The 26,965-nt window shown below is 73.6% G+C and carries 17 protein-coding genes; 6 read left to right on the top strand and 11 right to left on the bottom strand.

The window, feature by feature from the left end; genetic code table 11:
- The first annotated feature begins 26 nt into the window (after positions 1–26).
- Positions 27–959 carry an oxidoreductase gene (locus tag ACZ4SW_RS26155; protein WP_468250485.1) on the top strand — a complete coding sequence of 311 codons (933 nt, stop codon included), beginning with the start codon at positions 27–29 and terminating at the stop codon, positions 957–959.
- Between the two features lie 5 nt (positions 960–964).
- On the opposite strand, the gene galE is transcribed toward ACZ4SW_RS26155, so the two are convergent.
- The 3 genes from galE to ACZ4SW_RS26140 all read right to left on the bottom strand — a co-directional run bounded on the left by galE (position 965) and on the right by ACZ4SW_RS26140 (position 4,901).
- The gene (galE, locus tag ACZ4SW_RS26150) at positions 965–1,945 is read right to left on the bottom strand and encodes a UDP-glucose 4-epimerase GalE (protein WP_468250483.1); all 981 of its coding nucleotides are present in this window, start codon (positions 1,943–1,945) and stop codon (positions 965–967) included.
- 101 nt (positions 1,946–2,046) lie between these two features.
- Positions 2,047–3,660 carry a glycosyltransferase family 2 protein gene (locus ACZ4SW_RS26145; protein WP_468250481.1) on the bottom strand — a complete coding sequence of 538 codons (1,614 nt, stop codon included), beginning with the start codon at positions 3,658–3,660 and terminating at the stop codon, positions 2,047–2,049.
- Between the two features lie 44 nt (positions 3,661–3,704).
- A complete protein-coding gene (locus tag ACZ4SW_RS26140; RefSeq protein WP_468250543.1) occupies positions 3,705–4,901 on the bottom strand; it encodes a glycosyltransferase 87 family protein in 1,197 nt (398 codons plus the stop codon).
- 244 nt (positions 4,902–5,145) lie between these two features.
- On the opposite strand from ACZ4SW_RS26140, the gene ACZ4SW_RS26135 reads away from it, so the two are divergent.
- Positions 5,146–6,660 (top strand): glycosyltransferase family 39 protein, encoded by a 1,515-nt coding sequence (locus tag ACZ4SW_RS26135; RefSeq protein WP_468250479.1) that lies wholly within the window; start codon positions 5,146–5,148, stop codon positions 6,658–6,660.
- Between the two features lie 34 nt (positions 6,661–6,694).
- Here ACZ4SW_RS26135 and ACZ4SW_RS26130 read toward each other — a convergent pair whose 3' ends face one another.
- On the bottom strand, positions 6,695–7,195 hold the full coding sequence (locus ACZ4SW_RS26130; protein ID WP_468250477.1) for a MarR family winged helix-turn-helix transcriptional regulator: 501 nt from the start codon (positions 7,193–7,195) through the stop codon (positions 6,695–6,697).
- Positions 7,196–7,325: 130 nt separating this feature from the next.
- Here ACZ4SW_RS26130 and ACZ4SW_RS26125 point away from each other — a divergent pair, with 130 nt between their 5' ends.
- Positions 7,326–7,739, top strand: coding sequence for an organic hydroperoxide resistance protein (locus tag ACZ4SW_RS26125; protein WP_468250475.1), 414 nt, complete (start codon positions 7,326–7,328; stop codon positions 7,737–7,739).
- Positions 7,740–7,796: 57 nt separating this feature from the next.
- On the opposite strand, the gene ACZ4SW_RS26120 is transcribed toward ACZ4SW_RS26125, so the two are convergent.
- The 7 genes from ACZ4SW_RS26120 to ACZ4SW_RS26090 form a co-directional block, all read right to left on the bottom strand.
- Entirely contained in the window at positions 7,797–10,004 is a 2,208-nt protein-coding gene (locus ACZ4SW_RS26120) for a bifunctional glycosyltransferase/CDP-glycerol:glycerophosphate glycerophosphotransferase (protein WP_468250473.1), read from the bottom strand.
- A 5-nt stretch (positions 10,005–10,009) separates the two neighbouring features.
- Positions 10,010–12,202 carry a bifunctional glycosyltransferase family 2 protein/CDP-glycerol:glycerophosphate glycerophosphotransferase gene (locus ACZ4SW_RS26115; RefSeq protein ID WP_468250471.1) on the bottom strand — a complete coding sequence of 731 codons (2,193 nt, stop codon included), beginning with the start codon at positions 12,200–12,202 and terminating at the stop codon, positions 10,010–10,012.
- A gap of 150 nt (positions 12,203–12,352) precedes the next feature.
- Positions 12,353–14,608: a bifunctional glycosyltransferase/CDP-glycerol:glycerophosphate glycerophosphotransferase gene (locus tag ACZ4SW_RS26110; RefSeq protein WP_468250469.1), complete on the bottom strand. Its 2,256-nt coding sequence runs from the start codon at positions 14,606–14,608 to the stop codon at positions 12,353–12,355.
- Between the two features lie 168 nt (positions 14,609–14,776).
- Positions 14,777–15,685, bottom strand: a complete 909-nt coding sequence (locus ACZ4SW_RS26105; RefSeq protein WP_468250467.1) for a carbohydrate ABC transporter permease — start codon at positions 15,683–15,685, stop codon at positions 14,777–14,779.
- Positions 15,682–16,962, bottom strand: a complete 1,281-nt coding sequence (locus ACZ4SW_RS26100) for a carbohydrate ABC transporter permease (RefSeq protein ID WP_468250465.1) — start codon at positions 16,960–16,962, stop codon at positions 15,682–15,684. The genes ACZ4SW_RS26105 and ACZ4SW_RS26100 overlap by 4 nt, the downstream gene beginning before the upstream one ends.
- Before the next feature lie 70 nt (positions 16,963–17,032).
- On the bottom strand, positions 17,033–18,427 hold the full coding sequence (locus tag ACZ4SW_RS26095) for an ABC transporter substrate-binding protein (protein WP_468250463.1): 1,395 nt from the start codon (positions 18,425–18,427) through the stop codon (positions 17,033–17,035).
- Between the two features lie 193 nt (positions 18,428–18,620).
- Complete coding sequence (locus tag ACZ4SW_RS26090) at positions 18,621–21,947, bottom strand: FHA domain-containing protein (RefSeq protein WP_468250461.1); 3,327 nt, start codon at positions 21,945–21,947, stop codon at positions 18,621–18,623.
- Between the two features lie 559 nt (positions 21,948–22,506).
- Here ACZ4SW_RS26090 and ACZ4SW_RS26085 point away from each other — a divergent pair.
- The 3 genes from ACZ4SW_RS26085 (at position 22,507) to prfB (ending at position 26,938) form a co-directional block, all read left to right on the top strand.
- Positions 22,507–24,174, top strand: a complete 1,668-nt coding sequence (locus tag ACZ4SW_RS26085; protein ID WP_468250459.1) for a serine/threonine-protein kinase — start codon at positions 22,507–22,509, stop codon at positions 24,172–24,174.
- A gap of 158 nt (positions 24,175–24,332) precedes the next feature.
- Entirely contained in the window at positions 24,333–25,565 is a 1,233-nt protein-coding gene (locus tag ACZ4SW_RS26080) for a serine/threonine-protein kinase (RefSeq protein WP_468250457.1), read from the top strand.
- A gap of 266 nt (positions 25,566–25,831) precedes the next feature.
- Positions 25,832–26,938, top strand: coding sequence for a peptide chain release factor 2 (gene prfB, locus ACZ4SW_RS26075; RefSeq protein WP_468250455.1), 1,107 nt, complete (start codon positions 25,832–25,834; stop codon positions 26,936–26,938).
- Positions 26,939–26,965: the final 27 nt, after the last annotated feature.

Here is a 26,965-nt window from a genome sequence, read left to right as displayed (position 1 = left end):
TGTTGTCGGCGCCTACTTTGAAGGGCATGCCCAAGACACAGCACAAGTGGAATGCCGGCGACATAACCGACCAGACCGGCCGCACCGTCGTCATCACCGGCGCCAACAGCGGCATCGGCCTCGCCACCGCCGACGCCTTCGCCCGGGCCGGCGCCCATGTGGTGCTCGCCGTGCGCGATCCCCGGCGCGGCGAGGCGGCGGCCGCCGCCCTGCGCGGCGCGAAGGGCCGCCTCGAGGTGCACCGACTCGACCTGGCCGACCTGGAGTCCGTACGGGAGTTCGCCCGCGGCCGGCAGGGCGACATCGACGTGCTCGTCAACAACGCCGGGGTCATGAACGTCCCCGAGGGAACCACCAAGGACGGCTTCGAGACCCAGTTCGGCACCAACCACCTGGGGCACTTCGCCCTGACCGGCCTGCTGCTGCCGCGGGTCAGGGATCGCGTGGTCACCGTGTCCTCGGGCATGCACCGGTACCCGGGTGCGCGCATCCACTTCGAGAACCTGAACCTGACCGGCGAGTACTCCCCGATGGCGGCGTACGCCCAGTCCAAGCTCGCCAACCTGCTGTTCACCCTGGAGTTGCAGCGCCGCCTGACCGAGGCGGGTTCACGGGTGCGGGCTCTGGCCGCGCACCCGGGCTGGGCCGCGACCAACCTCCAGGGCCACGACGCCAGCGCCCTGCGCCGGATCGCGATGCGGGTCGGCAACCGCCTGTTCGCCCAGGACGACAGGGCGGGCGCGCTGCCCACCCTGTACGCCGCCACCCAGGACCTGCCCGGCGCGAGCTACGTCGGCCCCGACGGCCTGAGCGAGATGCGCGGCGCGCCGACCCTGGTGGGCCGCTCCCGAGCGGCCAGTGACCCGGAGGCGGCCCGCCGTCTGTGGACGGTCTCGGAGGAGCTGACCGGCGTCGCCTTTCCGCAGCTCCCCGAGCTCTCGCGGGCCGCGGGGGCCTGAGCGTCCTACCGCCGCGCCGCTTCCGGATGCCTGCGCACCCAGCCCTCCCACGCCGAGGTGATCATGTCCTCGACGTCGCGCTTCGCCGTCCAGCCCAGTTCCCGGGCGATGCGGTCGGCGGAGGCGACGACGCGGGCCGGGTCACCGGGGCGGCGCGGGGTGACCGTCGGCGGGATGTCGTAGCCGGTGATCGCGTTGATGCGGTCGATCATCTCGCGCACCGACACGCCCTCCCCGCGGCCGATGTTGAGGGTGAGGTCCGTGCCGGGGGCGGCCTGCAGGGCGCGGGCGGCGGCGACGTGGGCCTCCGCCAGGTCGGCCACATGGATGTAGTCGCGGATGCAGGTGCCGTCGGGTGTGGCGTAGTCGTCGCCGAAGATGCGCGGCGGCGCGCCCTCGGTCAGCTTCTCGAACACCATCGGGATCAGGTTGAAGACGCCCACGTCCGCCAGCTCGGGGCTCGCCGCGCCCGCCACGTTGAAGTAGCGCAGGGACGCCGTGGACAGACCGGTCGCCCGCCCCGTCGCCCGGACCAGCCACTCGCCGGCCAGCTTGGTCTCGCCGTACGGCGACATCGGGACGCACGGCGTCTCCTCCGTCACCAGGTCCACGTCCGGCATGCCGTACACGGCGGCGGACGAGGAGAACACGAAGGACGGAACCCCGGTCTCCGTGACCGCCTCCAGCAGGACGCGCAGCCCCTCCACGTTCTCCCGGTAGTAGTGCAGCGGCAGCTCCACCGACTCGCCCACCTGCTTCTTCGCCGCCAGGTGCACGACGCCCGTCACCGCGTGCTCCGCCAGCGTGCGGCGCAGCAGGCCGCCGTCCAGGGTGGAGCCCTCCACCAGCGGCACCTCCGCGGGCACGCGCTCGGCGATGCCCGTGGACAGGTCGTCGTACACCACGGCGCGCTCGCCCGCCTCGGTCATCGCGCGGACGACGTGCGCCCCGATGTAACCGGCACCGCCGGTGATCAGCCAGGTCATGATGCGGCCGTCTCCTTGCTCGTTGGCCTGTCGTGTTCTTGCTGCCACTTCAGTGAAGCAGGCGCGCTTCAGTGAAGCAGGCGGAGCCTTCCCGCCGTCGGTCACCTCGAGCGAAGCAGGCGACGGAGCCTGCGCCGCACGACCGACGTCACTCCCCGTACGCCCGACGCCACCCGCAGTGCCAGTGCGCCCGAGTGCGTCGCGTACGGCTGCACCAGCAGCACGCCGTGCCTCGGGCTCGGCACCGCCTGGCGGCGCAGCAGGCCGGGGCCCGCGACGGCGTGCGGCGCGGTCTCACGGCTCGTTCCGTCATCGAACCGGAGCGTCAGCTTCAGGTCCCAGGTGCCGGCGCCGAGCGCCGCGAGGTCCACGGGAGCCTCCGCCGTCCAGCCGGACGAGTCCGGGTCCTTCCCGAGGGTAGCCGTGGTGGACAGCCCCACCCGCTTCTCGTCCTCCCGGAGCACGAACTGCACGTCCACCCGGGCCGGACCCGCGTTCTCCACCCGCCCGTACAGCTCGTGCAGGCGCAGCCGCAGCCGGCCGGCCCCCGCGCGTGGGCGCAGTTCGGCGTCGACGGTGACCGGCAGACGTTCCATGGGGTGGTCCAGCAGGTGCTCGAGCCGGACCTCCCGCAGGTCGTCGGACCACACGGGCGTGCCGTCCGCCGCCCTCGCGTACGGCGGGGTCAGCCGGGCGGGACGGCCCGCGAGCTCCTTGATCCGGTTCAGGTCGCGCGGCCGGTCGGAGGCGAGCACGACCTGCGCGAGGACCCGCCCCGGCACCGAGGCCTGGGCGAAGTCGTCGGCGTCGAAGTCCTCGAGGTACGCGCGGGTGAGCCGCCACCACTCCGTGCGGTACCCCTCGTCGCGCAGCGGCAGTTCCCGCGCGTACATGCGCAGGCCCCGGTCCAGGAAGGTGGTGCGCGCCGCCCGCGCGAGCCGCTTCTCGCCGGCGCCCAGCAGGATCTCGTAGGACTGCCGGGTCGCCTCCATCCGCGACTTCCAGTTGTCGATGTCGGCGCGGGCGAGGGAGATGGACAGGCGCTGGGCGGCGCGGCGCACGTGCCAGACGTACACCGTGTCCGGGATCACGGCGATGCTCGGGCCGGCGGCCAGGACGCGCGCGCTGAAGACGAAGTCCTCGTAGTGGAAGCGGCCTTCGGGGAAGCGGATGCCGTGCTCGCGCAGGAAGTCGGTGCGGTACAGCTTGTTGACGCACAGCGTGTCATAGGCCAGGCGAGGGCGCCGGGACGGGTGGGAGACCACCGCCGCCTGCCCGTACAGCTCCGGCTGCCAGGGCACCTCGCGGCCCGAGGGCAGCTCGCGGCGCACGCACAGGCCCGCGGCGACCTGGGTGCCGTGTGCGACGGCCGCCATGAGCAGCGCGTCCACCGCGCCCGGCGGCAGCACGTCGTCGCTGTCCAGGAACATCAGGTACGGAGCGGTCGCCGCGTCGATCCCGTCGTTGCGCGGGGTGCCGCAGCCGCCGCTGTTGGTGGTCCGGGCGATCACCTTGACGCGTGGCTCCTCGGCCGCCAGGGCATGCAGCAGCTCGGCGCTGCCGTCCGACGAGCAGTCGTCGACAGCGATCACTTCGCGGACCACCCCGCCCTGCGCGAGGGCCGAACGGACCGCGTCCGCCACATGGGCCGCGTCGTCGTATCCGATGACCACGACGCTGACCTGTGCATCCTGAGGGTGACCGATCGCATCCACGAGCAGAGGATACGGGCAACCGGTAATCATCTGTTAAGAGACCATTAACCCCCCGTGGAGAAGAGGGCGGGAACACGGTTCCGGTTCCCCGCGGGAGCCTGCGGGTTCTCCTGCTGCGGGACCGCGAGCCCGGAGCGCCACAGGCGGACGAAGGACACGATCGCCGCGGTGGCGAGCAGTCCGTTGCGGGCCAGCATGAGCAGGCAGCCCGGCCAGGTGGAGCTGATCACCTCCCCGTAGAAGGCGGGGTACACCACGGCGCTGATCGCGGTCGCCGCCAGGATGAGCCAGGCCACCGGGCGCTGAGTGGTGTGCCGTGTGGTCAGGCAGACGGCGGCCAGCCCGACCAGCCAGATCATGTACTGCGGGCTGATGACCCGGCTCGTCACCGTGAACAGGAGCACGGCCGTCAGCGCCGCGTCGTACGGGGTCGCCTGCGTCCAGCGGCGGGCGCGCACCCGCCACAGCAGCAGCAGTGCGAAGGCGACGGCGGTCAGCGCGAGCGAGCAGTCGGCGACCGCGCGCACATGCGGGCCGACGTACTCCACGGCGCCGTACTGGTAGCGGGTGGTGCCCGACCAGCCGGCCCGGCGCGCCAGCATCAGCACCGTGCCGCCCAGCGACTCGATCTGCACGCCGCGGCCGCCCTGCTGGCGCAGGAAGTCGAACGGGTTGCGGAACAGGACCGCCACCACGGCGAGCAGCGTCACCGCGGTGACGACCGCCGACGTCCACGCCTGGCGGGTGCCACGGCCCCGCGGTGTGCCGATGAGCGCCAGTGCCGGCCACACCTTCACCAGGGCGCCGAGGGCCGCGAACACGCCGCCCACGCGGGGCGAGCGCGACATCGCCAGCAGCGAGACGACCGCGAAGGCGGTGACCTGGACGTCGTACCGGACGAGCGGGATGTGCCACAGCAGCGGCAGGCCGGCGATCCACAGCGCCGCGCCGCGCAGTGACCGGCCCCGGCGGGTGCCGGCGTACGCGAGGGCGAGCGCGATCACCGCGTCCGTGAACAAGGTGATGACCACGAACGCCTGAAAGTACGTCAGTCCCGGCAGGAGCCCGGGTGACAGGAGCACCGCGCCGGCACCGGGCGGGTACTGCCACAGGTGGTCGCCGGAGGGGAAGGCGCCGTGGCGGAGGATGCCGTACCAGTGGAAGTAGAGCTTCCAGACCTCGCGTGCGACCCCGCCCCGGCCGAGCAGGGCGTACTGGTCGTGGACGAGCAGCCAGAGCATCAGGGCACGGGTGGCGAGCCAGCCGGCGGCGAGCAGAAGCAACCGATGTCCCCGGCGCACCCTCTTCCAGAAGGGTGGCGGGAAAAGGGGTGCCGGTCTGGTCGCCGGGCGTTCCAGGGCAGTCTTCAAGGCACTCATCAAAGCCGGATGGTAGGCCGTCCGCATGGACCGTGGGGTGGATACGACGTCAACACAGGGCAAAAGTTAGTTAATCGTACGAAACCCGCACATGTTGAATGCGGGCATGAGCCGGTCACCGATGAGGCGCAGGGAGCGCATCACCGTCCTCGTGCCCGTTGCGGTCATGTTCACGCTCGGGCTGTGGGGACTGGACCGCGACGGCATGTGGCGCGACGAAGCGGTCACGTTCCAGGTGGCGCGCCGCTCGCTGCCGCAGATCTGGCACCTGCTGCGGAGCGTGGACGCGGTGCACGGCCTGTACTACCTGCTGATGCACCCGGTCCTCGCCCTGCACCCCGGGGAGGTGCTGCTGCGGCTGCCCTCGGTGTGCGGGGCGGCCGCGGCGGCCGGGCTGGTCGCCGCGCTGGGCGTGCGGCTCGGGCGGCCGCGGGTGGGGCTGTGGGCGGGGCTGCTGTACGCGGTCACGCCGATGGCCGGGCACTACGCGCAGGAAGGGCGCTCGTACGCGTTGGTCGCGGCCGGGGTGACGGGCGCGACCCTGCTGCTCGTGCGGGCCGTGCAGGGCGGGAGGTGGTGGCCGTACGGGGTCGTCGTCGCCGTCACGTGTCTACTGCACGAGTTCGCCGTGCTGATGCTGCCGGCCCACGCCTGCACGCTGGCGGTGGCACGGGCGCCGGGGCGGGTGTGGCGGGGATGGGGGACCGCGGCCGGGGTCGCGGTGGTGGTGCTGGTGCCGCTGGTGCTGGTGTCGCGGGGGCAGGCGGAGCAGGTGGCGTGGCTGACCGCGCCGGACGGCCGCAGCGTCGAGGAGCTGGTGCGGGAGTTCTTCGGTGAGTCGCCGCTGGTGCTGGTGCCGTGTCTGGGGCTCGCGGTGACGGCGGTGTGGGCGCCGTGGCCGCGCGGGGTCTCCCTGGCGCGGGTGGCGGTGCCGTTGCTGGTGGTTCCGCCGGCGGTGCTCATGGGGGTGTCGCAGTTCCGGCCGTTGTACGACGACCGGTACGTGCTGTATTCGCTGGCGGGGGTGCCGCTGCTGGCGGCGGCCGGTGCGGAGCGGGTGGCCGGGATGGTGGGGCGCTTGCGACCGGGTGGCCGGACCGTGCCCGGCGGTGGTGTCGCCCTGCTCGGGGTCGTCGCCGTCTGTTGTGTGTTCCTCGTGCAGTTGCCCCTGCTCCGGGAGGACCGGCGGGCCGCGCACCGGCCCGACGACCTCGGGGCCGTGTCCGCGGCCGTGGCGCGGCGGGTGCGGTCCGGGGATCCCGTGTTGTTCCTGCCCTCGCTGGAGCGGCGGTCGGCGCTCGCCTATCCGGCCGGGTTCCGGGGCGTGCGGGACGTGGCGCTGGGCGTGCCGGCCGCCGAGAGCGGGACGCTGTACGGACGGGAGGTCGGGCCCGCGGAGCTGCGGCGGCGGCTCGACGGGCTGAGCCGTGTCTGGGTGGTCACCGAGCGGTACGCGCTGGACCCTTCCTGGACCCCCTGGAACGCCACGGACCGCGCCAAACTCGCGGTCGTGAGGCGGGACTTCATCACCCGCAAGGAGTATGTGCAGCCCCACCTCACCCTTCGGCTCTACGTACGGCGCCAGGCGCAGCCGGAGTCCGGCCCCCACGCCCGCCGGTAGGCGCCGGGGCCTGCTCCGGGGCCTGGCCGCGCGCCTATCCGCAGCCGGGGGTCTCGTCCAGTGCCGCCGTGTCCAGGGTGCGGGTCAGCCGGTCGAGGCGTTCCCGCAGGTCGGTGATCTCCGCCAGGTCGAAGCCCGTCGCCGCGGCGATCCGGCGCGGCACCAGCAGCGCGCGTTCCCTGAGCGCCGTGCCCTCGTCCGTGAGGTGGATGTGCACGGACCGCTCGTCCCGGGCGCTGCGCTCCCGTCGCACCAGGCCCGCCGCCTCCAGCCGCTTCAGCAGCGGGGAGAGCGTCCCGGAGTCCAGGCGGAGGTGCTCGCCGAGCTTCTTCACCGGCAGCTCTCCGTGCTCCCACAGCACCAGCATCACCAGGTACTGCGGGTAGGTGAGGCCGAGGTCCTTCAGGACGACGCGGTAGACGCCGTTGAAGGCGCGCGACGCGGCGTGCAGCGAGAAGCAGATCTGGCGGTCGAGGCGCAGGTACTCCTCGTCCGCGGAGGTCGCCTCCGTACGGGGGGTCGGCGTGGTCGTCATGAGGACAGGGTAGCTCCTCTCCCGCCATTTAGTTGTGGGCAACTGAATTGTGTGCTCTACTTACCTGCATGAGGCGGCCCGAGCCAGCCAGGGGCCGGCCGCCGTGTGACTTCGAGAGGGATGGTTTTCCATGGACGCGCTCTACACCGCTGTCGCCACCGCCACCCACGGCCGCGACGGGCGCGCCGTCTCCTCCGACGGCAGGATCGACCTCAAGCTGGCCCCGCCGGTGGAGCTGGGCGGCAACGGCGAGGGCACCAACCCGGAGCAGCTCTTCGCCGCCGGTTACGCGGCCTGCTTCGGCAGCGCGCTCGGCCTCGTCGGCCGGGCGGCCAAGGTGGACGTCAGCGACGCCGCCGTGACCGCCGAGGTCGGCATCGGCAAGCAGGGCGAGGGCTTCGCGCTCGCGGTCACCCTGCGCGTCGAGCTGCCGGACACCGTGGACGAGGAGACCGGCCGCAAGCTGGTCGAGCAGGCCCACCAGGTCTGCCCCTACTCCAACGCCACCCGCGGCAACATCCCGGTCGAGCTCGTCATCGAGTGACACCCGTCCACCCCACGGCCTCGTACGCACCTGCCGGGCGTGCGAGGCCGTGCGCGTTCACGGCGATGTCGTCAGCGCCCCGCTGTCACCGGCCGCCGGTGCCGGGATCGACGCCCGGGTGTCCGGCTCGCCCAGCATCAGCGTGCGCACCACCCGCTCGGCCGCCCGCCCGTCGTCGAACGCGCAGAACCGCGCCCGGAACTCCGCCCGCAACCGCGTCGAGTCCTCGTCGCGCCAGCACCCGGAGGCGAACAGCCACGCCAGCTCCCGGTACGAGCGGGAGACGTGCCCCGGCGGGTCCGCCGTGACGTCGAAGTAGGCGCCCCGGCTCGCCCGGAACGCCCCCCAGTCGTCGGCGTGCACGACGATCGGCCGGTCCAGGTTGGCGTAGTCGAACATCAGAGCCGAGTAGTCGGTGACCAGGGCGTCCGAGGCGAGCATCACCTCCTCGGCATGCGGCTCGTCGGTGGCGTCGACCAGCACGCCCCGCCGGTGCAGCTCGGCCAGGCCCATCCCGCGCGCCGGACCCTCCGCGAGCGAGGGGTGCAGCCGTACGACGAGGGTGTGGCCCCCGCCCAGGTCCTCGGCGAACCGGGCCAGGTCGAAGCGGTCGATGTGGCCGCCCCGGACGTAGTCGCGGCGGGTCGGCGCGTACAGCACCACCGTGTGGTCCTCGGGGATGCCGTGCCGGAACCGGAACCCGGCCCCGTCGCCGGGCTTGGCGTCCACGAGGACGTCGTTGCGGGGGCTGCCGCTGCGCACCGAGGTGAAGTCGCACGGATAGGCGCGGTCCCACACCAGTTCGGAGTGGTGGTTGGCCACCAGGCTGTAGTCCCAGCGGTCGGCGCGCCGCAGCATCTGCGGCACGTCCAGGCCCAGACGGGCACCCGGTTTGTCCCGCAGATCGGCCCCCATGTACTTCAGCGGGGTGCCCCGGTGGGTGTGGATGTGGACGGTGCCGGGCCGTTTGACCAGGGTTCCGGGCCAGTTGACGTTGTTGACGAAGTACGTGGCCCGCGCGGTGACCCGCAGATAGCCCAGGGAGCCCGCGAGGACGTACTCGATGTCCGGCGGCAGGCGTTCCACCTGGTCCGGGCGCACCACCCACACGTTCCTGATGTGCGGGGCGAGGTCGCGTGCCGCGCGGTGGATCGCGGCCGGGTCGCCGAGGACGCCGCGGTGCGAGAACGCCGAGTAGACGGCCAGGTTCGGATCCAGGGCCCGCGTCTCGTGCGCCCGGGACCAGCCGCGCTTGACCCGCGCGGCCGCCACCGCGCGTGCCTGCCGTCGCCGCCGGCCGAGCGCGTCACCGGCGGCTGCGGCCCGCTGCCGGAGCCGGTAGGCGGCGTAGCTCCCCTCCAGCACGCGCAGCTCGGCCGGGACCGGCTCCCCCGTGCCGCGGGCGCGCAGGACATCGGCGGTACGGCGGAAGAACTCGGCCTTGTCGCACGCGGGCAGCCGGTCCGGCTTGGCGAGGATGTCCAGACAGTGCTCGCCCATCTTGCGGAGCAGGTACGGCCGCCAGGCGGCCAGCTCCGGATGGGCGTCGACATAGGCGAAGACCCGCTCGTACTGGTCGTGCACGTCGAAGTGCCTGCGGCTGGTGGTGGACAGGATGTTGCCCTGGCGGCGCTGCCGGTAGTTCACGCAGATCCGGTCGAGGGTCGCGATCCGCCGTGCGCTGAGCAGGGTGGGGAACGTCCAGGGCGTGTCCTCGTAGTAGCCCGGCGGGAAGGCGAAGCCGTGCTCGGTGACGTAGTCCCGGCGGTACGCCTTGTTCCACACCACCATCAGCAGTTCGAGGATCTCGGGGCGTTCGGCCGCGGTGAACGTGCCCTCGCCGGCCTCGGCGAGGACCCGGGCCAGCACGTTGCGGCGGGTGGCTCCCCACCAGTAGGTGCGGGCGTAGTCGAAGACCAGCACGTCCGGGTCCCGGGTCTCCTCCAGCCGGTCGGCGATCGCGCGCAGCGCGCCCGGGGTGAGCGTGTCGTCGCTGTCGAGGAAGAGCAGGAAGTCCCCGCAGGCGTACGGCAGTCCGGCGTTGCGGGCCCGGCCCAGGCCGACGTTCTCCGGCAGGTGCAGCACCCGTAGGCGCCGATCGCGGGCGGCGTACTCGTCGAGGATCGCCCCGCAGCCGTCGGGGGAGCGGTCGTCGACGGCGATCACCTCGAAGTCGGTGTACGACTGGTCGAGGACCGAGTCCAGGCACTCGCGCAGGAAGCCCTGCACCTTGAAGACGGGGACGATGATGCTGAAACGGGGCACGGCGGTCAGCTCCTCACCAGGGCAGGGGCCGGGGCCGGAATGCGCTCGGCGAGCGGGATGACGGGCGGGATCGAGGAGGGCGGCTCGCCCAGCAGCACCCGGCGCACGACGCGTTCGGCGGCGCGCCCGTCGTCGAACTGGCAGAAACGCTGCCGGAAGGCGCCCCGCAGAGCCCTGGCCGCCGCGTCCGCGAACGACCCGTCGCGGAAGACGGCCGCCAGCTCCTCCGGGGTGCGCACCACCCGGCCCGGCGGCGCCTGAACCAGGTCGAAGTAGACGCCCCTGATCTCCCGGTAGACGTCCCAGTCGTCGGCGTACACGACGATCGGGCGGTCCAGGTTGGCGTAGTCGAACATGATCGACGAGTAGTCGGTGATCAGCGCGTCGGCGGCCAGGCAGACGTCCTCCGAGGAGCGGTGCCGGGTGACGTCGATGACGCGGCCGGCGGCCCGGGCGGCGCCCCGGTCGTAGAAGTAGTGGGCGCGCAGCAGCACCACGAAGTCGTCGCCGATCGCGTCGCAGAACGCCTCGAGGTCGAGTCCCGCGTCGAAGCCGGTGCTGTGGTCGCGGTGCGTCGGCGCGTAGAGGACGGCCGTCCTTCCCTCCGGGACGCCGAGTTCGCGGCGGACGCGGGCCACGTCGTCGGCGGTCGCCGTGTAGTAGACGTCGTTGCGCGGATAGCCGTACTCCAGCGTCTCGTACGAGCCCGGGAACGCGCGCTCCCACATCTCGGTGGAGTGCCGGTTGGAGGACAGGTTGTAGTCCCAGCGGTCCACGCGCGTCAGCAGCCTGGCGAAGCTGCCGGTCGACGCCGCGACCACGGGGTACGGCGCCTGGTCGACGCCCATCTTCTTCAGCGGGGTGCCGTGCTGGGTCTGCAGGTGGACGCTGCCCGGGCGCTTGACCACGCCGTCGGCGAAGTTGGCGTTGTTGATCAGGTACTTGGCGCGGGCCAGGACGTCCCAGTAGGCGCGGCTGCCGATCACCGCGTACTCGACGCCCTGCGGCAGACTGCCCACCGCGTCCGGCTCGACCAGGAACACCGAGCGGATGTGCGGGGCGAGGCGGCGGGCCTCGGCGTGGATGGCCGCCGGGTTGCAGGCGTAGCCGCGGCCCCAGTACGCGCAGTACACGGCGAGGTTCTGGTCGAGCGGGCGGTGCAGCCCGAGTCTGTAGCGGGCGCGGGTGCGCGGCATGTGCGGCAGGGGTGCCTTCCTGGCCGCCCTGGCCGCGCCCTGGTTGGCTGCCCGCAGCGCCCGGAACGCGCCGTAGGCGCCGGACGCGAGCAGCCGGTGCTGCACGCCGAGACTGCCCGTGGGCGGCCGGAACCCGGCCGGGCGGTGGCGGCGGTGGAGACGGCCCGCCCGCCGGAAGAACGCCCGGTGCCGGCCCGCGGGCAGCAGCTCCGGATGCGCGGCCGTCCGCAGCACGGCGGAGAACAACTGCTCGAACAGCGGTCGCGCCCGGTCGGCGGGGAGGCGGAGTTCGGCGGCCCGTACGAGCACGCGCTCCACCTGATCGAGGAGGTCGAAGTGGTGCTCGCCGGGGCTGTGCAGCCGATCCGCCTGGCGGCGCACCAGATGCCGTACGCACACCGTGCGCAGCACCGCCAGGCGCTCGGCGGCGAGGGTGACCAGACCGCCCCAGCCGACGTCGGCGAAGTGGCCGGCGGGAAAGGCGAGCCGGTGCCCGGTGACGAACGCCCGGCGGTACACGGCACTCCACACGGGCACCGCCACCCCGGTCAGCTCCGGCGCCTGCCCGGGGGCGAACGCCCCGTCCGGCGCGCGGCCGAGCGGTGGTGTGGAGGTCTCGGGGTCCCACCAGTGCGCCCGCTCGTGGGCGAAGTAGAGGACGTCCACGTCACCGGTCGTCCTCAGGCGCGCCTCGAGCGCCGCCAGCGCGCCGGGCAGCAGGACGTCGTCGCCGTCCAGGTACAGCAGATACGTCCCCGTCGCCGCCCGCGTCCCGGCCGTGCGGGCCCCGCCCGGGCCCCCGGAGGGCGGCGCGGGCACCGGGGTCACCCTGCTGTGCCGCTCGGCGTACGCGGCGGCGACGGCCGCCGCGGGTGAGTCGGGCGCGTCGCAGACCGGGATCAGCTCGAAGTCGCCGAAGGACTGGCCGAGGACCGAGTCCAGCGCCTGGGACAGACGGCCGGCGACACCGGAGGCGGGGACGATGATGCTGAAGCGGGGCATTCTGCTCTTTCTCTCGGGCCCCGGTTCCTGCCCCGGGGCCGGTGCGTCGGGTGTGCGGGAGCGTCAGCGCCCCGGCCGTCCGGCGGGGCGCCAGGTGAACGGACGGGTGGGCGTGGGCCTGCGCGGCATCGGGACTCCGGGATCGGGGTTTCAGGGGTGTTCGGTGACCGGTACGCCCCGGCCGAACGCCGGGACCGAGGCGAGCGGCGGGGCCGGAAGCCCCGCGGCGGCGGACGGGGCCGGATGGCGGTGCGACGGCGGCACGACCGCCGGCTGCCAGGCGTTCTCCCCGAGCACCACCCGGCGCACGATCCGCTCGGCGACGCGACCGTCGTCGTACGGGCAGAACCGCTCGCGGAACGCGGCCCGCCGCTGCTCCGAGCGCGAGCCGCACCAGTGGCCCGTCGCGAAGATGTCGATCAGGTCGTCCTCGTCGCGGGCGACGGGGCCCGGCGGGAAGGCGCGCACGTCGAAGTAGGTGCCGCGGGCCGCCTCGTACGCCTCCCGGTCGTCCGCGTACACGATGATCGGCCGGTCCAGATTCGCGTAATCGAACATCAGCGCGGAGAAGTCGGTGATCAGGGCGTCCGAGGCCAGGCACACCGACTCCACGCTGGGGTGGCCGGTGACGTCGATGATGCGCCCGTCGACCGTCCGCGCCGGCGGCTCGCCGCTGGCGGGATGCGCGCGGATCAGCAGCACGAACCGCGGGCCGAGCCGGCGCAGGACCCTCTCCAGGTCCAGGGAGGGGCGGTGGCCGCGGCGGTAGTCGCGGTACGTCGGCGCGTACAGGACCGCCACCGAGCCCTCGGGGATGCCGAACGTCTGCCGCAGCCGGGCCACGTCCGCGCGGGTGGCCCGGGCGAAGACGTCGTTGCGGGGCTGCCCGTACTCCAGCGTGGTGAAGCCCGACGGGAACGCACGCTCCCAGACGAGGGTGGAGTGGCGGTTGGCGGAGACGACGTAGTCCCAGGTGTCGGCCGTGTGCAGCATCCGGGCCAGGTCCGTGTCGCGGGCCGCGGCGGGACGGTCCCGGAGGTCCAGGCCCATGCGCTTGAGCGGCGTGCCCTGCCGGGTCTGGACCAGGATCTGGCCCGGGCGCTTGACCAGCCGGGGGTCGAAGTCGGCGTTGTGCACCAGGTACTTGGAGCGGGCCAGCGCCGTCCAGTACGCGGCCGAGCCGGGCCGCAGCCGACGGGTGGCCACCGGGACGGTGTGATGGTGCTCGGGGCGGGCGATCCAGGCGGTGCGGATGTGCGGGACCAGATTGCGGAAGGCGGCCTCCAGGGCCGCCGGGTTGCAGCCGTACGGGCCGCCCGCGTCCCGGGTGAAGACGGCCCGGTCGGCGCGCAGGGGCAGGCGGCGCTGGATGCGGTAGTGCCCTTGGAGCGCGGCGGCGGCCAGGCGGCGGCCGAACGCGGCGGCCGTGCGCCGTGCCGCGCGCGCGAGGCGGGAGGCCAGGGACAGCAGGCGGTAGGTGCGGTGGCTGCCGAAACGGATCAGCAGGTGGCGCGGCCGGAGGCGGGCGCCCGGGACGCGGTGGCGGCGGTAGTGGGCGGCGGCCAGGCGCAGGAACTCGGCGCGGGAGCCGTGCGGCAGCCGGCCGCGCCGGGCGAGGATCGCGGCCAGGTGGTCGGTCATCCGGTGGAACAGCGCCGGCCGCCAGCGGGCCAGCTCCGGGTGCGCATCGAGGTACGCGAAAACCCGGTCGTACTGGGCGAAGACGTCGAAGTGCCGGCGGCCGGCGGTGCCGAGGACGCTGCCCCGGCGGCGCTGGCGGTAGTGGACGCAGACCCGGTCGAGGGTGGCGATCGTCTCGGCGGTCAGCAGCACCGGGAACGTCCACGGCGTGTCCTCGTAGTGGCCGGGCGGGAAGGCGAAGCCCCCGCGCTCGACGAACTCCCTGCGGTACGCCTTGTTCCACACCACCGTCGGCAGCGACAGCAGGCCGGGGCGGTCGTCCAGGCGGAAGGGGGCCGGGCCCTGTTCGGTGAGCAGGCCGGCGAGCTGGTTGCGGACGGTCTTCCCCGTCCAGTAGGTGCGGGCGTAGTCGAAGACCAGGACATCGGGGCCGGAGGTCTCCTTCAGCCGGTCGGCGATGTCCCTCAACGCGTGCGGGGTCAGGGTGTCGTCGCCGTCCAGGAAGAGCAGGTAGTCGCCGGTCGCCTGCCGCAGGCCCGCGTTGCGGGCGGGCCCGGGACCGACGTTCCGGGGCAGGTGCACAGGGCGGACGCGGGCGTCGCGGGCGGCGAACTCGTCGATGATCGCCCCGCAGGCGTCGGGCGAGCAGTCGTCGACGGCGATCACCTCGACGTCGCTGAACGACTGCTCCAGCACGGATGTGAGGCATTCCTCCAGGTACGCCTGAACCTTGTGCGCGGGGACGATGACACTGAACCTGGGCAAAGGGCATCCATGGGGATCGGCGCGGGCAACCTGCCCGAAAACGTCCGATGGAGTGGTTTGGTTACGCGCCGCGCGGCATGTGGGGGAACGCCGCGGGAAACCCCAGGTGAGCGACGGCAGGGTGGACCGCCGGGCCGGTCCACCCCACGAACCGCCGTACCCTTCGCCCTACTTGACGGCACCCGCCATGACGCCGGACACGAACTGCCGCTGGAACGCGAAGAACACGGCCAGCGGGATCACCATCGAGATGAACGCGCCCGGTGCCAGGACGTCGATGTTGTTGCCGAACTGGCGGACCTGGGTCTGCAGGGCGACGGTGATGGGCTGCGTGCTGGACTTGGTGAACACCAGCGCGACCAGCATGTCGTTCCACACCCACAGGAACTGGAAGATGCCGAGGCTCGCGATCGCCGGCCCGCCGAGCGGCATCACGACCCGGGCGAACAGCCGCAGCTCGCCCGCGCCGTCCAGGCGTGCCGCCTCCAGCAGTTCCCGGGGGATCTCCGCGAAGAAATTCCGCAGCAGGAACACCGCGAAGGGCAGACCGAAGCCGGTGTGGAAGAGGATCACTCCGAACACCGTGCCGAACAGGCCGATCTTCCCGAACAGTTCGGCGATCGGGATCAGCGCCACCTGCACGGGCACCACCAGCAGGCCGACCACGCCCAGGAACCACCAGTCGCGGCCCGGGAACTCCATCCAGGCGAACGCGTAGCCCGCCAGCGAGCCGATGACGACCACCAGGACCGTCGCCGGGACGGTGATCAGGACCGTGTTCAGCAGGGAGTTGGTGATGTCGCTGTTCTCCAGCAGCTTCTGGTAGCTCTCGAAGGTGAGCTGCGAGGGCTTGGCGAAGACGGTCCACCAGCCGGAGGCGCTCATGTCGGCCGGCTTGCGCAGCGAGGCGAGCAGCAGCCCGATCGTCGGCACCAGCCAGAACAGTCCGACGAGGATGAGGAAGACGCGCAGCAGCCCGCCGCCCGCCCTCTCCGCGAGCCGCGCCCCCAGGGACCGCCGGGCCTTGACGACGGTGACCGGGGCCGCCTCGGGCAGACTTCCGACCTGCGTGGTCATCGCCGGACCTCCCGCCTCAGCCTGCGGATGTTGAACAGCATCACCGGGATGACGAGCAGCAGCAGGAACACCGCGATGGCGCTCGCGATGCCCGGCTGGTCCTCCGAGAAGCCCTTGCGGTACAGCTCCAGGGCCAGGACGTTCGCGTCGTCCTGGGAGGAGCCCGGCGGGATGATGAAGACCAGGTCGAAGATCTTCAGCACGTTGATCATCAGCGTGACGGTGACCACCGCCAGCACCGGTGCCAGCAGCGGCACGGTCACCCGGCGGAACACCTGCCACTCGTTCGCGCCGTCCACGCGCGCCGCCTCCAGCAGCTCCCGCGGCACGCCCGCGAGCCCCGCCGCGATCAGCACCATCGCGAAACCGGCCCACATCCACACGTACGCCCCGATGACCGCCGGGGTGACCAGCGCCGGGCCCAGCCAGTCGACGCCGTTGTACGGCTCCCTGAAGTTGCTCGCCGGCAGGCGCAGGCGTGCTCCGTCCGCGGCCGCGGGCAGCGTGAACGTGCCGTCGCCGGCCGCCTTGGTGGAGGCGACGACCTCGCCGTTCTTCACCGCCTCGATCCGCATGCCGGCGTACCCCTGCTCGGAGGGGTCCACCGCGCCGAGCTTCCCGACGCCCCTGCCGCGCGTGAAGTCCTGCCAGGTCGTGCCGGTGACCTTGCCCGGCTCCGCCTTGGCCCGCACCGCCGGCTTCGCGCTCTTCGGCATCAGGTCGGGCGCCACACCGACCAGGGGGAGCGCGACCGGCTCGCCCGCGTGCACGGCCGTCCTCGTGATGAATCCGCCCCGGTCCGGCTGCAGCGGCGACTCGCGCCCGGGGTGCGCCTTCGGGAACGCCGACGACGGGGCGAACGTGTCGTGGACGCCCACCCACACCGCGTTCGCGACGCCCCGGTCCGGGTCCTGGTCGTACACCAGCCGGAAGATGATCCCGGCGGCCAGCATCGAGATCGCCATCGGCATGAAGACGACCAGCTTGAACGCCGTTCCCCAGCGCACCCGTTCGGTGAGCACCGCGAAGACCAGGCCGAGCGCGGTCGACACCGTCGGCGCGAACACCACCCAGATGACGTTGTTCTTCAGCGCGGTGCGGATCCCGTCGTCCGTGAACAGGGCCCGGTAGTTGTCGAATCCCGCGAAGGAGTCACCGGAGCGGTCGAGGAAGCTGCGGATCAGCGAGTACCCGATCGGGTAGACCACGAGCGCACCCAGCAGCACCAGCGCGGGCAGCAGGAACAGCGCTGCCACCGTCTTGCGGGTGCCGGTCACGCTCTTGCGATTCCTGGGCGCGGCGGGGGCCGGCGGGGCCCCTGCCGCCGTGGCCGACGTCATCGCCGGATCAGCTCCCGCTCCCGTACGCCGCCGCCGCGTCCTTCTCCAGCTTCGCCTGCGTGCCCGCCACGTCCGTCGGGTTCTTCAGGAAGTCCTGGAGGTCCTTCCACTCGCCCTTGCCGGGCGTGCCGCCGAACGCCTGCGGGGCCTGGTCCGACATGTCGAAGCGGAAGCCGTCACCGGCCGCGAGCAGCGCCTTGGCCATCTTCTGCTGCACCGCGTTCGGATACGCGGAGTCCGGGACATTCCTGTTCGGGGAGAGGAAGCCGCCGAGCCTCGCCTGGATGGTCGCCGCGTCCGGCGAGGCCAGGAAGGTGACGAGCGCCTGGGCCGCCTTGGAGTCCTTGAGGATCACGGCCGCGTCACCGCCGGTGACCACGGGTGGCTGGGCGCCCACGGCCGGGAACGGGAACACCTTCGCGTCCGTGCCGATCTTCGCCTTGGTCTCGCCGATGTTGACCTGCGCGAAGTCGCCCTCGAAGACCATGCCGGCCTTCGGCTGGTCGCCGCCGGTGAAGGTCTGGGTGACCGAGGCCGGGAACTCGGTCTGCAGGGCGCCGTTCGGGCCGCCCGCGATGTAGTCCTTCTTGCCCCAGATCTGGGCGAGCGTGGTCAGGGCCTGCTTGACCGACGGGTCCGTCCACTTGATCTTGTGCTGGGCGAGCTGGTCGTACTTCTCCGGGCCCGCCTGCGAGAGATAGACGTTCTCGAACCAGTCGGTGAGGGTCCAGCCGTCCGCGCCGCCGACGGAGAACGGGGTGACACCGGAGTCGTAGACGTTCTGCGCCGCCGTCAGCAGCTCCTGCCAGGTCTTCGGCTCCTTGCCGTTCGCGCCCTCGAAGACCTTCGCGTTGTACCAGATCAGGGACTTGTTGGCGGCCTTGTAGTAGACGCCGTACTGCTTGCCGCCGACCTTGCCGATGTCCTGCCAGCCCTGCGAGTAGTTCTTGGCGAGCTCCGCCTGCGCCTCGGGGCCGAGCGGCTTGGCCCACTTCCTGTCGACGGCCTGCTTGATGGCGCCGGGCTGGGGGAGCAGTGCGACGTCCGGCGGCTGACCACCGGCGATCTTCGACCCGATGAAGTTGATGATCGGGTCCTGGGCGGGCACGAAGGTGACCTTGGCGCCGGTGCGCTTCTCGAACTCGGCGAGGACCGCCTTGAAGTTCTTCTGCTCGCCGCCGGTCCAGACGGCGGCCACCTCGAGACTCTGCCCGTTCAGCTTCGGGAGCGTCACGGTCGTGCCGGTACCGGTCGGTGTGCTTCCGCTGCTGTTGTCGCTGCTGCCCTTGTCGTCGTCGCCTCCGCCGCACGCGGTGAGCGTGAGCGCCAGTGCTCCCGCGATGACGGCGGCCGCGGTCCTGGCGGCCCTGAGTGTCCGGATGGTGCTGCTCGCGTTGCGCATCACTGCCCCGTTCTCCGTCCCTCGTCGAACGTTCGAGCTGCTGTCCGTGCGCTCTGGTCTACGCGGGGAGGTTCGGGGCGGCAAGAGCGCCTGCACTGTCAACTGGCCGATTGTGATCACGTCGTGACGTACGGTCAGATGAGGTGCCGGTGCCGCCCGGCAGCCGCCGGGTCCGGGAGGGACGGCGACGGCGTCACAGAAGCGAAGGCACCTCCGCCGCCGAGACCGACCGCGCCGCCCGCTCCAGCGCACTCGCCAGCAGCGCCAGGTCCGTCGGCCCGTTCCCCAGCTCCCGCACGGGACGCCGGGCCGGCGGATCCCCCATGCGGTGCCACTCCAGCGGCACCACCGTCGGCCGTACGGTCGCCGTCCGGGGAATCCGCCCCGTGATCCGCCCGGCCTGGAACGGCGTCGCCCTGCCGTCGGCCCGCGTCAGCCGGCCACGCCCCGGCCCCGGTTCGTCCGCGCCCGCGGTCACCGCCTCCAGGACTATCCGCAGCGAGGCCGCCCGGGCCGGCTCCCACTGAGCCGTCCGCCCGCCGGGCCCCGCCGCCGCCACCAGGTGCACACCCAGCCGCTCCCCGTCCCGGGCCACCGCCTCCAGCGCCCGCACGACCGACCCGGCCGCCGGGCGGCCCGGCGAGCCGAGCGCCGGGGACAGCAGCGCGTCCAGATCGTCGACCAGCACCACCAGCCGCGGCAGCGGCGGGCCCGGCTCCGTCCGCTGCCGCGTCGCCGCCGGACGCAGCCGCAGCGTGACACTCGGCGGACTGTCGAGGTCGCCCGACTCCGTGCCTGCCGACCGCTGCGGCCCGATCCGCCTCGACACCTCCTGCCGCGTGTGCCACTCGGCGAAACCGAGCAGCCCGAGCAGCTCCGCCCGCCGCTTCAGCTCGGCGCTCAGCGACTGCGCGAACTCCCGCATCCGCACCGGGTCGTTGGCCGCCAGATACGTCGTCACGTGCGGCAGATCCGTGCACACCCGCAGACCGTCCCCGCCCGTGCCGCCGTGCTTGGCGCCGTCGCGGCCCTCGACGAGGACGATGCTCAGCCGGTCCGGACGCTCGGCCGACGCGAGCGAGGCGGCGACGGCGCGCAGCAGCTCCGTACGCCCGCTGCCGGGCGGCCCCTCGACCAGCAGATGCGGCCCCTCGCCGGCGAGGTCCACGCCCACCGGACCGCGCGGACCGGCGCCGAGCACCGCCCGGGCGCGCCCGCCCGGTGACGCCGTGTCGTCCGCCGCGTCCGCCCAACGGGCCATCAGCGAGGCCGGGGTGGCCCGCGCCAGCCCCAACTCGTCCAGGAGCCGCGCCGTCTGGGGCAGCGGTGCCGACACGCGTGTGTGCCGCTCTCCGGCGCCGTCCGTCCGCAGCGGGGCGAGCGCCCGCGCGAACCGCTCCGCCCACGCCGCCGACACCGCGTCCAGAGCGGCGACCGTGCCGTGCCCCACGGGCGCGGGCGCGGCGTCCGCGCCCTGCCCCGGGGCGACCCGCAGCAGCCGCAGCGCCGTGGCCACATCACCGCTCAGCAGCGCGACGGCCCCGCACTCCCGGAACACCGGCGAGGCCGCGCACGCCGCCTCGTACGTCTCCGCCACCGGCGACGCGGGCGAGGCCGCCGGCGCCTCGGCCAGACAGACGACATGGATCCCGGCCCGCGCCCCCTCCCGGGCCAGCCGTGCCACGGCCGCCCGTACGTCCGCGCCGCCGGGGTCCCCGTCCACTATCACCACGCAGTACGGCCCCGCGTGGGCGTCGCCCCGCGCCCAGGAGGGGCGGCGGGCGGCGCCCCGGGGTGCCGGGACGTCCGGTGCGGCGGGAAGAGGGGCGTCCTGGTCCGCCGACTGGTCCTCCAGGCGGCGCAGCAGCTCCTGGGTGCGCGCCGTCGCCTGTTCGCGGTCGTAGGCCAGCAGGAGGCGGCAGTCCTGGCCGTGGGCCGGACGCAGATGGGGGAGCCAGCCGAGCCAGGACCAGTCGGCGGTGCGCTCCTGGAGCGGGCGCGTGCGGTCGGCGCTGATCAGGACCAGCTCCAGGAGGTCGGGGGAGTGCAGCGCGGCGAGCTGCGCCACCACCGCGCGCGCCAGCCCGGCCAGCCGGGCGCGCGGCCCCGCGAGCCCCAGCGCGCCCACCTCGCGCAGCCCCGCGGTCACCGGCACCGCCGGCAGCAGTCCCGAACCGTCCGGCGCCGCCCGGTCCGCCGTGCCCAGCCGCACGGTGAGCGCCTCCGGGTGCCCCGGGCCGCGCTCCCACAGCCGCGGGCCCGGGCCGAGCGCGGTGAGCAGCAGCGCCGCCGGATCCGGCCACTTCTCGGGCGCCCGGGCCACGGGCGGCGCCGAGGTGCCCCCGCCGTCGTCGTACGCGTCCCGTCCGGTGCCGCCCTGCTCGCCGCGGCCCCCCGTCAGCCGACGTGCCCAGGCCGTGAACCCGCCGCGCCTGCGCAGCCCCGGCGGCACGTCCGTGCCGCGCAGCGGGGTGCCCTTGCGCGTGCTCCCGTCCGCCCCGCCCTGTCCCGGTACGGCGTGCGCCGGAAGGGGCGGCTCGGCGGAGTCGTGCTGCTGCGCCCCCGGGACCACCCCGTCGGAGGCGCCCCATCCGGTGACGCCGAAGCCGTGGTGCGTGTCGGCGGCGGGGAGGCCGCCGGGGGACGGGGTGCCGCCGGAGGAAGGGCGCCCGTCGCGGGGAGCGGGGCCCGGGCCGTGTCCGTTCGGCGATGTACCGCCGGTGCGGCCCTCCCCGGTGCGGCCGTCCTCGGTGCGGCCCTCACCGGCGGCGCTGCCCGTGTGCGGGTGCGCCGCGGTCGCCGCCCCTGCCGGACCCGTGGGCTCTCCGGGCTCCTCCGCCCGCCGCACCCGTACATGCCCCTCTCCGTCCGGCGCTGTCTCCACGGACCGCGCCCGACCGGGCGGGACCAGCCGCAGGGCCGACTCGCCGAGCCGCAGCAGCGCGCCCGGCGTGAAGCGCACCGGGTGGTCGGTCACCCGGCGGCCGTCCAGCACGGTGCCGTTGGTGGAGCCGAGGTCGGCGACCGAGACGCGGCCGTCCGGGGCGACCGTGACCGCGCAGTGCAGCCGGGAGACGTCCGGGTCGTCCAGCGGGACGTCGGCGTCGGCGGAGCGGCCGACCTGGATCACCCCGCCGTGCAGCAGATGGACCCCGCCCGCGTCCGGACCCGCGACGACGTGCAACTGGGCCGCGCCCTCGTCCGGCTCCGGGCCCGGCTCCGCGGGCGCCCCCAGGGTCAGCACCGCGCCGTCCAGCAGGGGCGGCTCGCCCAGCGTGCAGCGCTGCGGGTCGAGCCGCTCGGCGCCCGCGTACAGCACCACCGGACCGGTCCCGGGCTCCCGGCCTCGCTCGGGCTGGGCGGCGCCCGCCTCCCCGCCGACCGCCGAGGCCAGGCCCGACGCCACCGCGGCCAGCGCCGTCCCGGCGGGCGCGGTGACCAGCACGTCGCAGCCCGGGGCGCGGACCCGTGACTCCGTGTGCGGGGCCGGTGGGGCTACGACGGTCAGCCGGATCTGCATCGCCGTCAGCGGTCCCTTCTGTCTGCGTCCGCGGTTCGCCCACGGGGCGCTCGAGCCGGTGCCGGGACCGCGACCGTGCCCGGCCCATCGGGCCCGCGCGCGGTCCACCTCGACACCGACGCACCCCTTCGGCTCCCGCGCGTGCGGGCGCCCGAGGACGGGGAAGGAGCCGTGCCACGGTCCCCCACCGCGGACTCCCCCCACCGCACACGAGCACATCGGCCAGTACGGAAGGCATCCTCGCACCTGCCACCGACAGCGCGCCCGCCGTCCACCGTCAAATGATCTTGATTGGTCGGCTCTGCCCGTAAAAGTGCCTGACCAGTGTCCTGCCGGTGCTCGCTTGAGATCGGTCACGCCCGGATCGGGCAACCAACTGAACCCAAGCGAGCGTCTTGTCATCGAACAGGTGTGGGAGCCGGATACGTACCTCATCCATGCACGGCACGGGACCCACAGGCCGTCGACAGCTCGGTGCCAGGTACCTCGGCACTACAGTGGGCGGAACACCGGTAGCGCGGTGGACGACCGGAGAAGCAAGCAACAGGGAGCGCATGACGTGCGGCCGGTAGGGAGCAAGTACCTCCTTGAGGAGCCGCTGGGACGCGGCGCCACGGGCACCGTCTGGCGAGCCCGCCAGAGGGAGACCGCGGGCGCCGAGGCGGCCGTCGCCGGCCGGCCCGGCGAGACCGTGGCGATCAAGGTCCTCAAGGAGGAGCTGGCGAGCGATCCCGACATCGTGATGCGGTTCCTGCGGGAGCGGTCCGTCCTGCTCCGGCTGACCCACCCGAACATCGTGCGGGTCCGCGACCTGGTGGTCGAGGGCGACCTGCTGGCCCTGGTCATGGACCTCGTCGACGGCCCCGACCTGCACCGTTACCTGCGCGAGAACGGCCCCTTCACCCCCGTCGCCGCCGCCCTGCTCACCGCCCAGATCGCCGACGCGCTGGCCGCGAGCCACGCCGACGGCGTCGTCCACCGCGACCTGAAGCCCGCGAACGTACTGCTCGCGCAGCACGACGGCCAGATGCACCCGATGCTGACCGACTTCGGCATCGCCCGGCTGGCCGACTCGCCCGGCCTCACCCGCACCAGCGAGTTCGTGGGCACGCCCGCGTACGTCGCCCCCGAGTCGGCCGAGGGCCGGCCGCAGACCTCCGCGGTCGACGTCTACGGCGCCGGGATCCTGCTGTACGAGCTGGTCACCGGGCGTCCGCCGTTCTCCGGCGACTCCGCCCTTGAGGTGCTGCACCAGCACCTCAGCGCCGAGCCGCGCCGCCCGTCCACGGTGCCCGACCCGCTGTGGACGGTGATAGAGCGCTGCCTGCGCAAGAACCCGGGGGAGCGGCCGAGCGCCGAGAACCTGGCGCGGGCGCTGCGGGTGGTCGCCGAGGGCGTCGGCGTGCACGCGAGCGCCGCGCAGATCGCCGCCGCCGAGGGCGTGGGCGCGCTGCTCGGCCCCGACCCGGCCCCCGCGACCGTTCCCGGCTCCGCCGACCCCACGCAGGTGCTGCCGCAGGGCACGGCGGCGTCGTACGACCCGAACGCGGCGACCAGCGTTCTGCCGCACACCCCGCCCGGCGCCGCCGACCCCACCGCCGTGCTGCCCACCAACGGGGCCGCCGACCCGACGGCCGTGATGCCGCCCGTGCCGCCGCACGGACCGGGCGGACCGGGCGGGCAGCCCCGGCAGGAGGAGCCGCACCCCTGGCAGAGCCAGCTCCGCGCGGCCCGCGACCGCAACGAGCAGACCCAGGTCCAGGCGTACCTCGACCCCGGCCAGGACCCGTTGCGCCGTCGGCCGCAGCGGCAGGTGGCGCGGCCCCAGCAGCGCCCGCCGCAGGGGCAGCAGCCCGCGCCCGGGTACGGCCGTCCGCAGGGGCAGCCCCAGCAGTACGCGCCCCGGCCGCAGCAGTACGCACCCGCCCCGCAGCAGCAGCCGCAGCGCTACGCGCCGGCGCCTCAGCAGCCCCAGCAGCCGGCGCCCCGGCCGGCGCGCGAGCCCCGGCCGCCGCGGCAGCGCAGCGCGAACCCGATGAAGATCCCGGGACTCGGCTGCCTCAAGGGGTGCCTGTTCACGATCGTCATCCTGTTCGTCGCCGGGTGGCTGGTGTGGGAGTTCAGCCCGCTGCAGCACTGGATCGGCACGACCGAGTCGTACTGGCAGTTGCTGAGCGGCTGGTTCTCGAAGGTGTCCGACTGGATCGGGAAGCTGAACAACAAGTAGCGGGCTCCGGGGCGGCCCCCGTGCACCGAGCTTGGGGATTTGTCGACATCCGACGAGTGATTTCCCGCTCCTCGGTGAAGGTTGCCGCTTCGGACGCGTAGTTTTGTCGACCGGGTCCGGCGCAGGGTCGGCAACACGCGTCCCCAGTAGGAGCAGACTTGGCACGGAAGATCGGCAGCCGGTACACCGCCCACCAGATCCTGGGGCGGGGAAGCGCCGGCACGGTGTGGCTGGGCGAGGGGCCGGACGGGCCCGTCGCCATCAAGCTGCTGCGGGAGGACCTCGCCTCCGACCAGGAGCTCGTGGGCCGCTTCGTCCAGGAGCGCACGGCGCTGCTGGGGCTCGACCATCCGCACGTCGTGTCCGTACGGGACCTGGTGGTCGACGGCACCGACCTGGCCCTCGTCATGGACCTGGTCCGGGGCACGGACCTGCGTACCCGCCTGGACCGGGAGCGCCGCCTGGCGCCCGAGGCGGCGGTCGCGATCGTGGCGGACGTGGCGGAGGGGCTGGCGGCGGCGCACGCGGCGGGCATCGTGCACCGGGACGTGAAGCCGGAGAACATCCTGCTCGACATGCAGGGGCCGCTGGGCCCCGGCGGGGCGCACCCGGCGCTGCTGACGGACTTCGGCGTGGCCAAACTGATCGACTCGCCGCGGCGCAGCAAGGCCACGAAGATCATCGGCACTCCGGACTATCTGGCGCCCGAGATCGTCGAGGGCCTGCCGCCGAGGGCGGCGGTGGACATCTACGCGCTGGCCACGGTCCTGTACGAGCTGCTCGCGGGCTTCACGCCGTTCGGCGGCGGCCACCCGGGCGCGGTGCTGCGCCGCCATGTCACGGAGACGGTCGTCCCCCTGCCCGGCATCCCCGACGAGCTGTGGCAGCTCATGGTCCAGTGCCTGGCGAAGGCGCCCGCGTCGCGGCTGCGGGCCTCGGAGCTGGCGGCGCGGCTGCGGGAGCAGCTCCCGCTCCTCGCGGGGATGCCGCCGCTGGACGTGGACGAACCGGAGGCGGAGCCGGCGGAGGAGCCGTACGAGACGACGCCCGGGGAGCCGGAGGTGACGCGGACGCGGCGCGGGGCGGTGCCGCTGGTGCCCGGGGCGAAACCGGACTCGAACCGGGACACCCACACCTCGATGCGGGTGCCGGGCCCGGACGAACTGGCGGGCGGTGCCCGCGGCACGGCCCGCGCGCCGCGCACCCCCGGCAGCCCCCGCCCGGGCTCGGCCCGCCACCGCGCGGCGGCCCGTCGCCGCCGGATCACGCTGGGCGTGGCGGCCGCGCTCCTGGCGGCGGCGATCGGGGCCGGCGCATGGTGGGCGACCTCGGGTGACAACACGGGAGCCCCGTCCCCGGCGTCGGGAAACTCGGCTCCGGCGTCCCCCTGAGCCGGGGGGCCGGAGGAGCGGTGGCGCGCCCGGAAGCGGCGCGTGGAGCCGTGCGACAAGGGGGCGTGGGGAACCGCGCGACCGGCCACGGACGGCCCGCAGCCGCGCGTGTGCCGACGCCACCGCGGTGGGACCGCGTCGCCGGCCGTCGGGCCGATCGGGACCCCCGGGGCGGAGCCCCCAGGGGCGGCACCCCGGCTTCGGGCGTCCCGTGACCGTGCGGTCACCCGGCATGGCGCGCCTGGCGGAGCCGTTACGCTGGATGCGTGGCAGTCGTCGATGTATCCGAAGAGCTGAAGTCCCTCTCCTCGACCATGGAGTCGATCGAGGCCGTTCTGGACCTCGAGAAGATGAGGGCAGACATCGCCGTGCTCGAGGAGCAGGCGGCCGCGCCGTCCCTCTGGGACAACCCGGACGAGGCGCAGAAGATCACCAGCAAGCTCTCCCACCTCCAGGCCGAGGTGCGGAAGGCCGAGGCCCTGCGCGGCCGGATCGACGACCTCGGGGTGCTCTTCGAGCTCGCCGAGGCCGAGGACGACCCGGACACCCGCGTCGAGGCCGAGGCCGAGCTCGCCGCGGTGAAGAAGGCGCTGGACGAGATGGAGGTGCGGACGCTCCTCAGCGGCGAGTACGACGCCCGCGAGGCGCTCGTCAACATCCGTGCCGAGGCCGGCGGCGTCGACGCGGCCGACTTCGCCGAGAAGCTGCAGCGCATGTACCTGCGCTGGGCCGAGCGGCACGGCTACAAGACGGAGGTCTACGAGACGTCGTACGCCGAAGAGGCCGGCATCAAGTCCACGACCCTCGCCGTCCAGGCGCCGTACGCCTACGGCACCCTCTCCGTCGAGCAGGGCACCCACCGGCTCGTCCGCATCTCGCCCTACGACAACCAGGGGCGGCGCCAGACGTCCTTCGCCGGCGTCGAGGTCCTCCCCGTCGTGGAGCAGTCCGACCACGTCGAGATCGACGAGTCCGAGATCCGGGTCGACGTCTTCCGTTCCTCCGGTCCCGGCGGCCAGGGCGTGAACACGACGGACTCCGCGGTGCGCATCACGCACCTGCCCACGGGCATCGTCGTCACCTGCCAGAACGAGCGGTCCCAGATCCAGAACCGGGCCACCGCCATGAACGTCCTGCAGGCCAAGCTCCTCGAGCGGCGCCGCCAGGAGGAGCAGGCCAAGATGGACGCCCTCAAGGGCGACGGCGGCAACTCCTGGGGCAACCAGATGCGCTCGTACGTCCTGCACCCGTACCAGATGGTCAAGGACCTGCGCACCGAGTACGAGGTCGGCAACCCCGAGGCCGTCTTCAACGGCGAGATCGACGGCTTCATCGAAGCCGGAATTCGCTGGCGCAAGCAGCAGGAGAAGTAAAGCGGCGGCGGCCGCGCCGGCACCGCC

The sequence above is a fragment of the Streptomyces sp. NPDC028331 genome, from assembly GCF_055565775.1.
Note: the sequence above shows the minus strand (reverse complement) of the source record. Positions and strands in the feature narration are given on the sequence as shown.

Excerpts from the sequence above, each read along its gene's own strand:
- ACZ4SW_RS26155 (WP_468250485.1), top strand. The coding sequence starts at position 27 with ATGCCCAAGACACAGCACAAGTGGAATGCCGGCGACATAACCGACCAG.
- galE (WP_468250483.1), bottom strand. The coding sequence starts at position 1,945 with ATGACCTGGCTGATCACCGGCGGTGCCGGTTACATCGGGGCGCACGTC.
- ACZ4SW_RS26140 (WP_468250543.1), bottom strand. The coding sequence starts at position 4,901 with ATGCTCTGGCTGCTCGTCCACGACCAGTACGCCCTGCTCGGCCGGGGC.
- ACZ4SW_RS26135 (WP_468250479.1), top strand. The coding sequence starts at position 5,146 with ATGAGCCGGTCACCGATGAGGCGCAGGGAGCGCATCACCGTCCTCGTG.
- ACZ4SW_RS26130 (WP_468250477.1), bottom strand. The coding sequence starts at position 7,195 with ATGACGACCACGCCGACCCCCCGTACGGAGGCGACCTCCGCGGACGAG.
- ACZ4SW_RS26125 (WP_468250475.1), top strand. The coding sequence starts at position 7,326 with ATGGACGCGCTCTACACCGCTGTCGCCACCGCCACCCACGGCCGCGAC.
- ACZ4SW_RS26115 (WP_468250471.1), bottom strand. The coding sequence starts at position 12,202 with ATGCCCCGCTTCAGCATCATCGTCCCCGCCTCCGGTGTCGCCGGCCGT.
- ACZ4SW_RS26105 (WP_468250467.1), bottom strand. The coding sequence starts at position 15,685 with ATGACCACGCAGGTCGGAAGTCTGCCCGAGGCGGCCCCGGTCACCGTC.
- ACZ4SW_RS26095 (WP_468250463.1), bottom strand. The coding sequence starts at position 18,427 with ATGCGCAACGCGAGCAGCACCATCCGGACACTCAGGGCCGCCAGGACC.
- ACZ4SW_RS26090 (WP_468250461.1), bottom strand. The coding sequence starts at position 21,947 with ATGCAGATCCGGCTGACCGTCGTAGCCCCACCGGCCCCGCACACGGAG.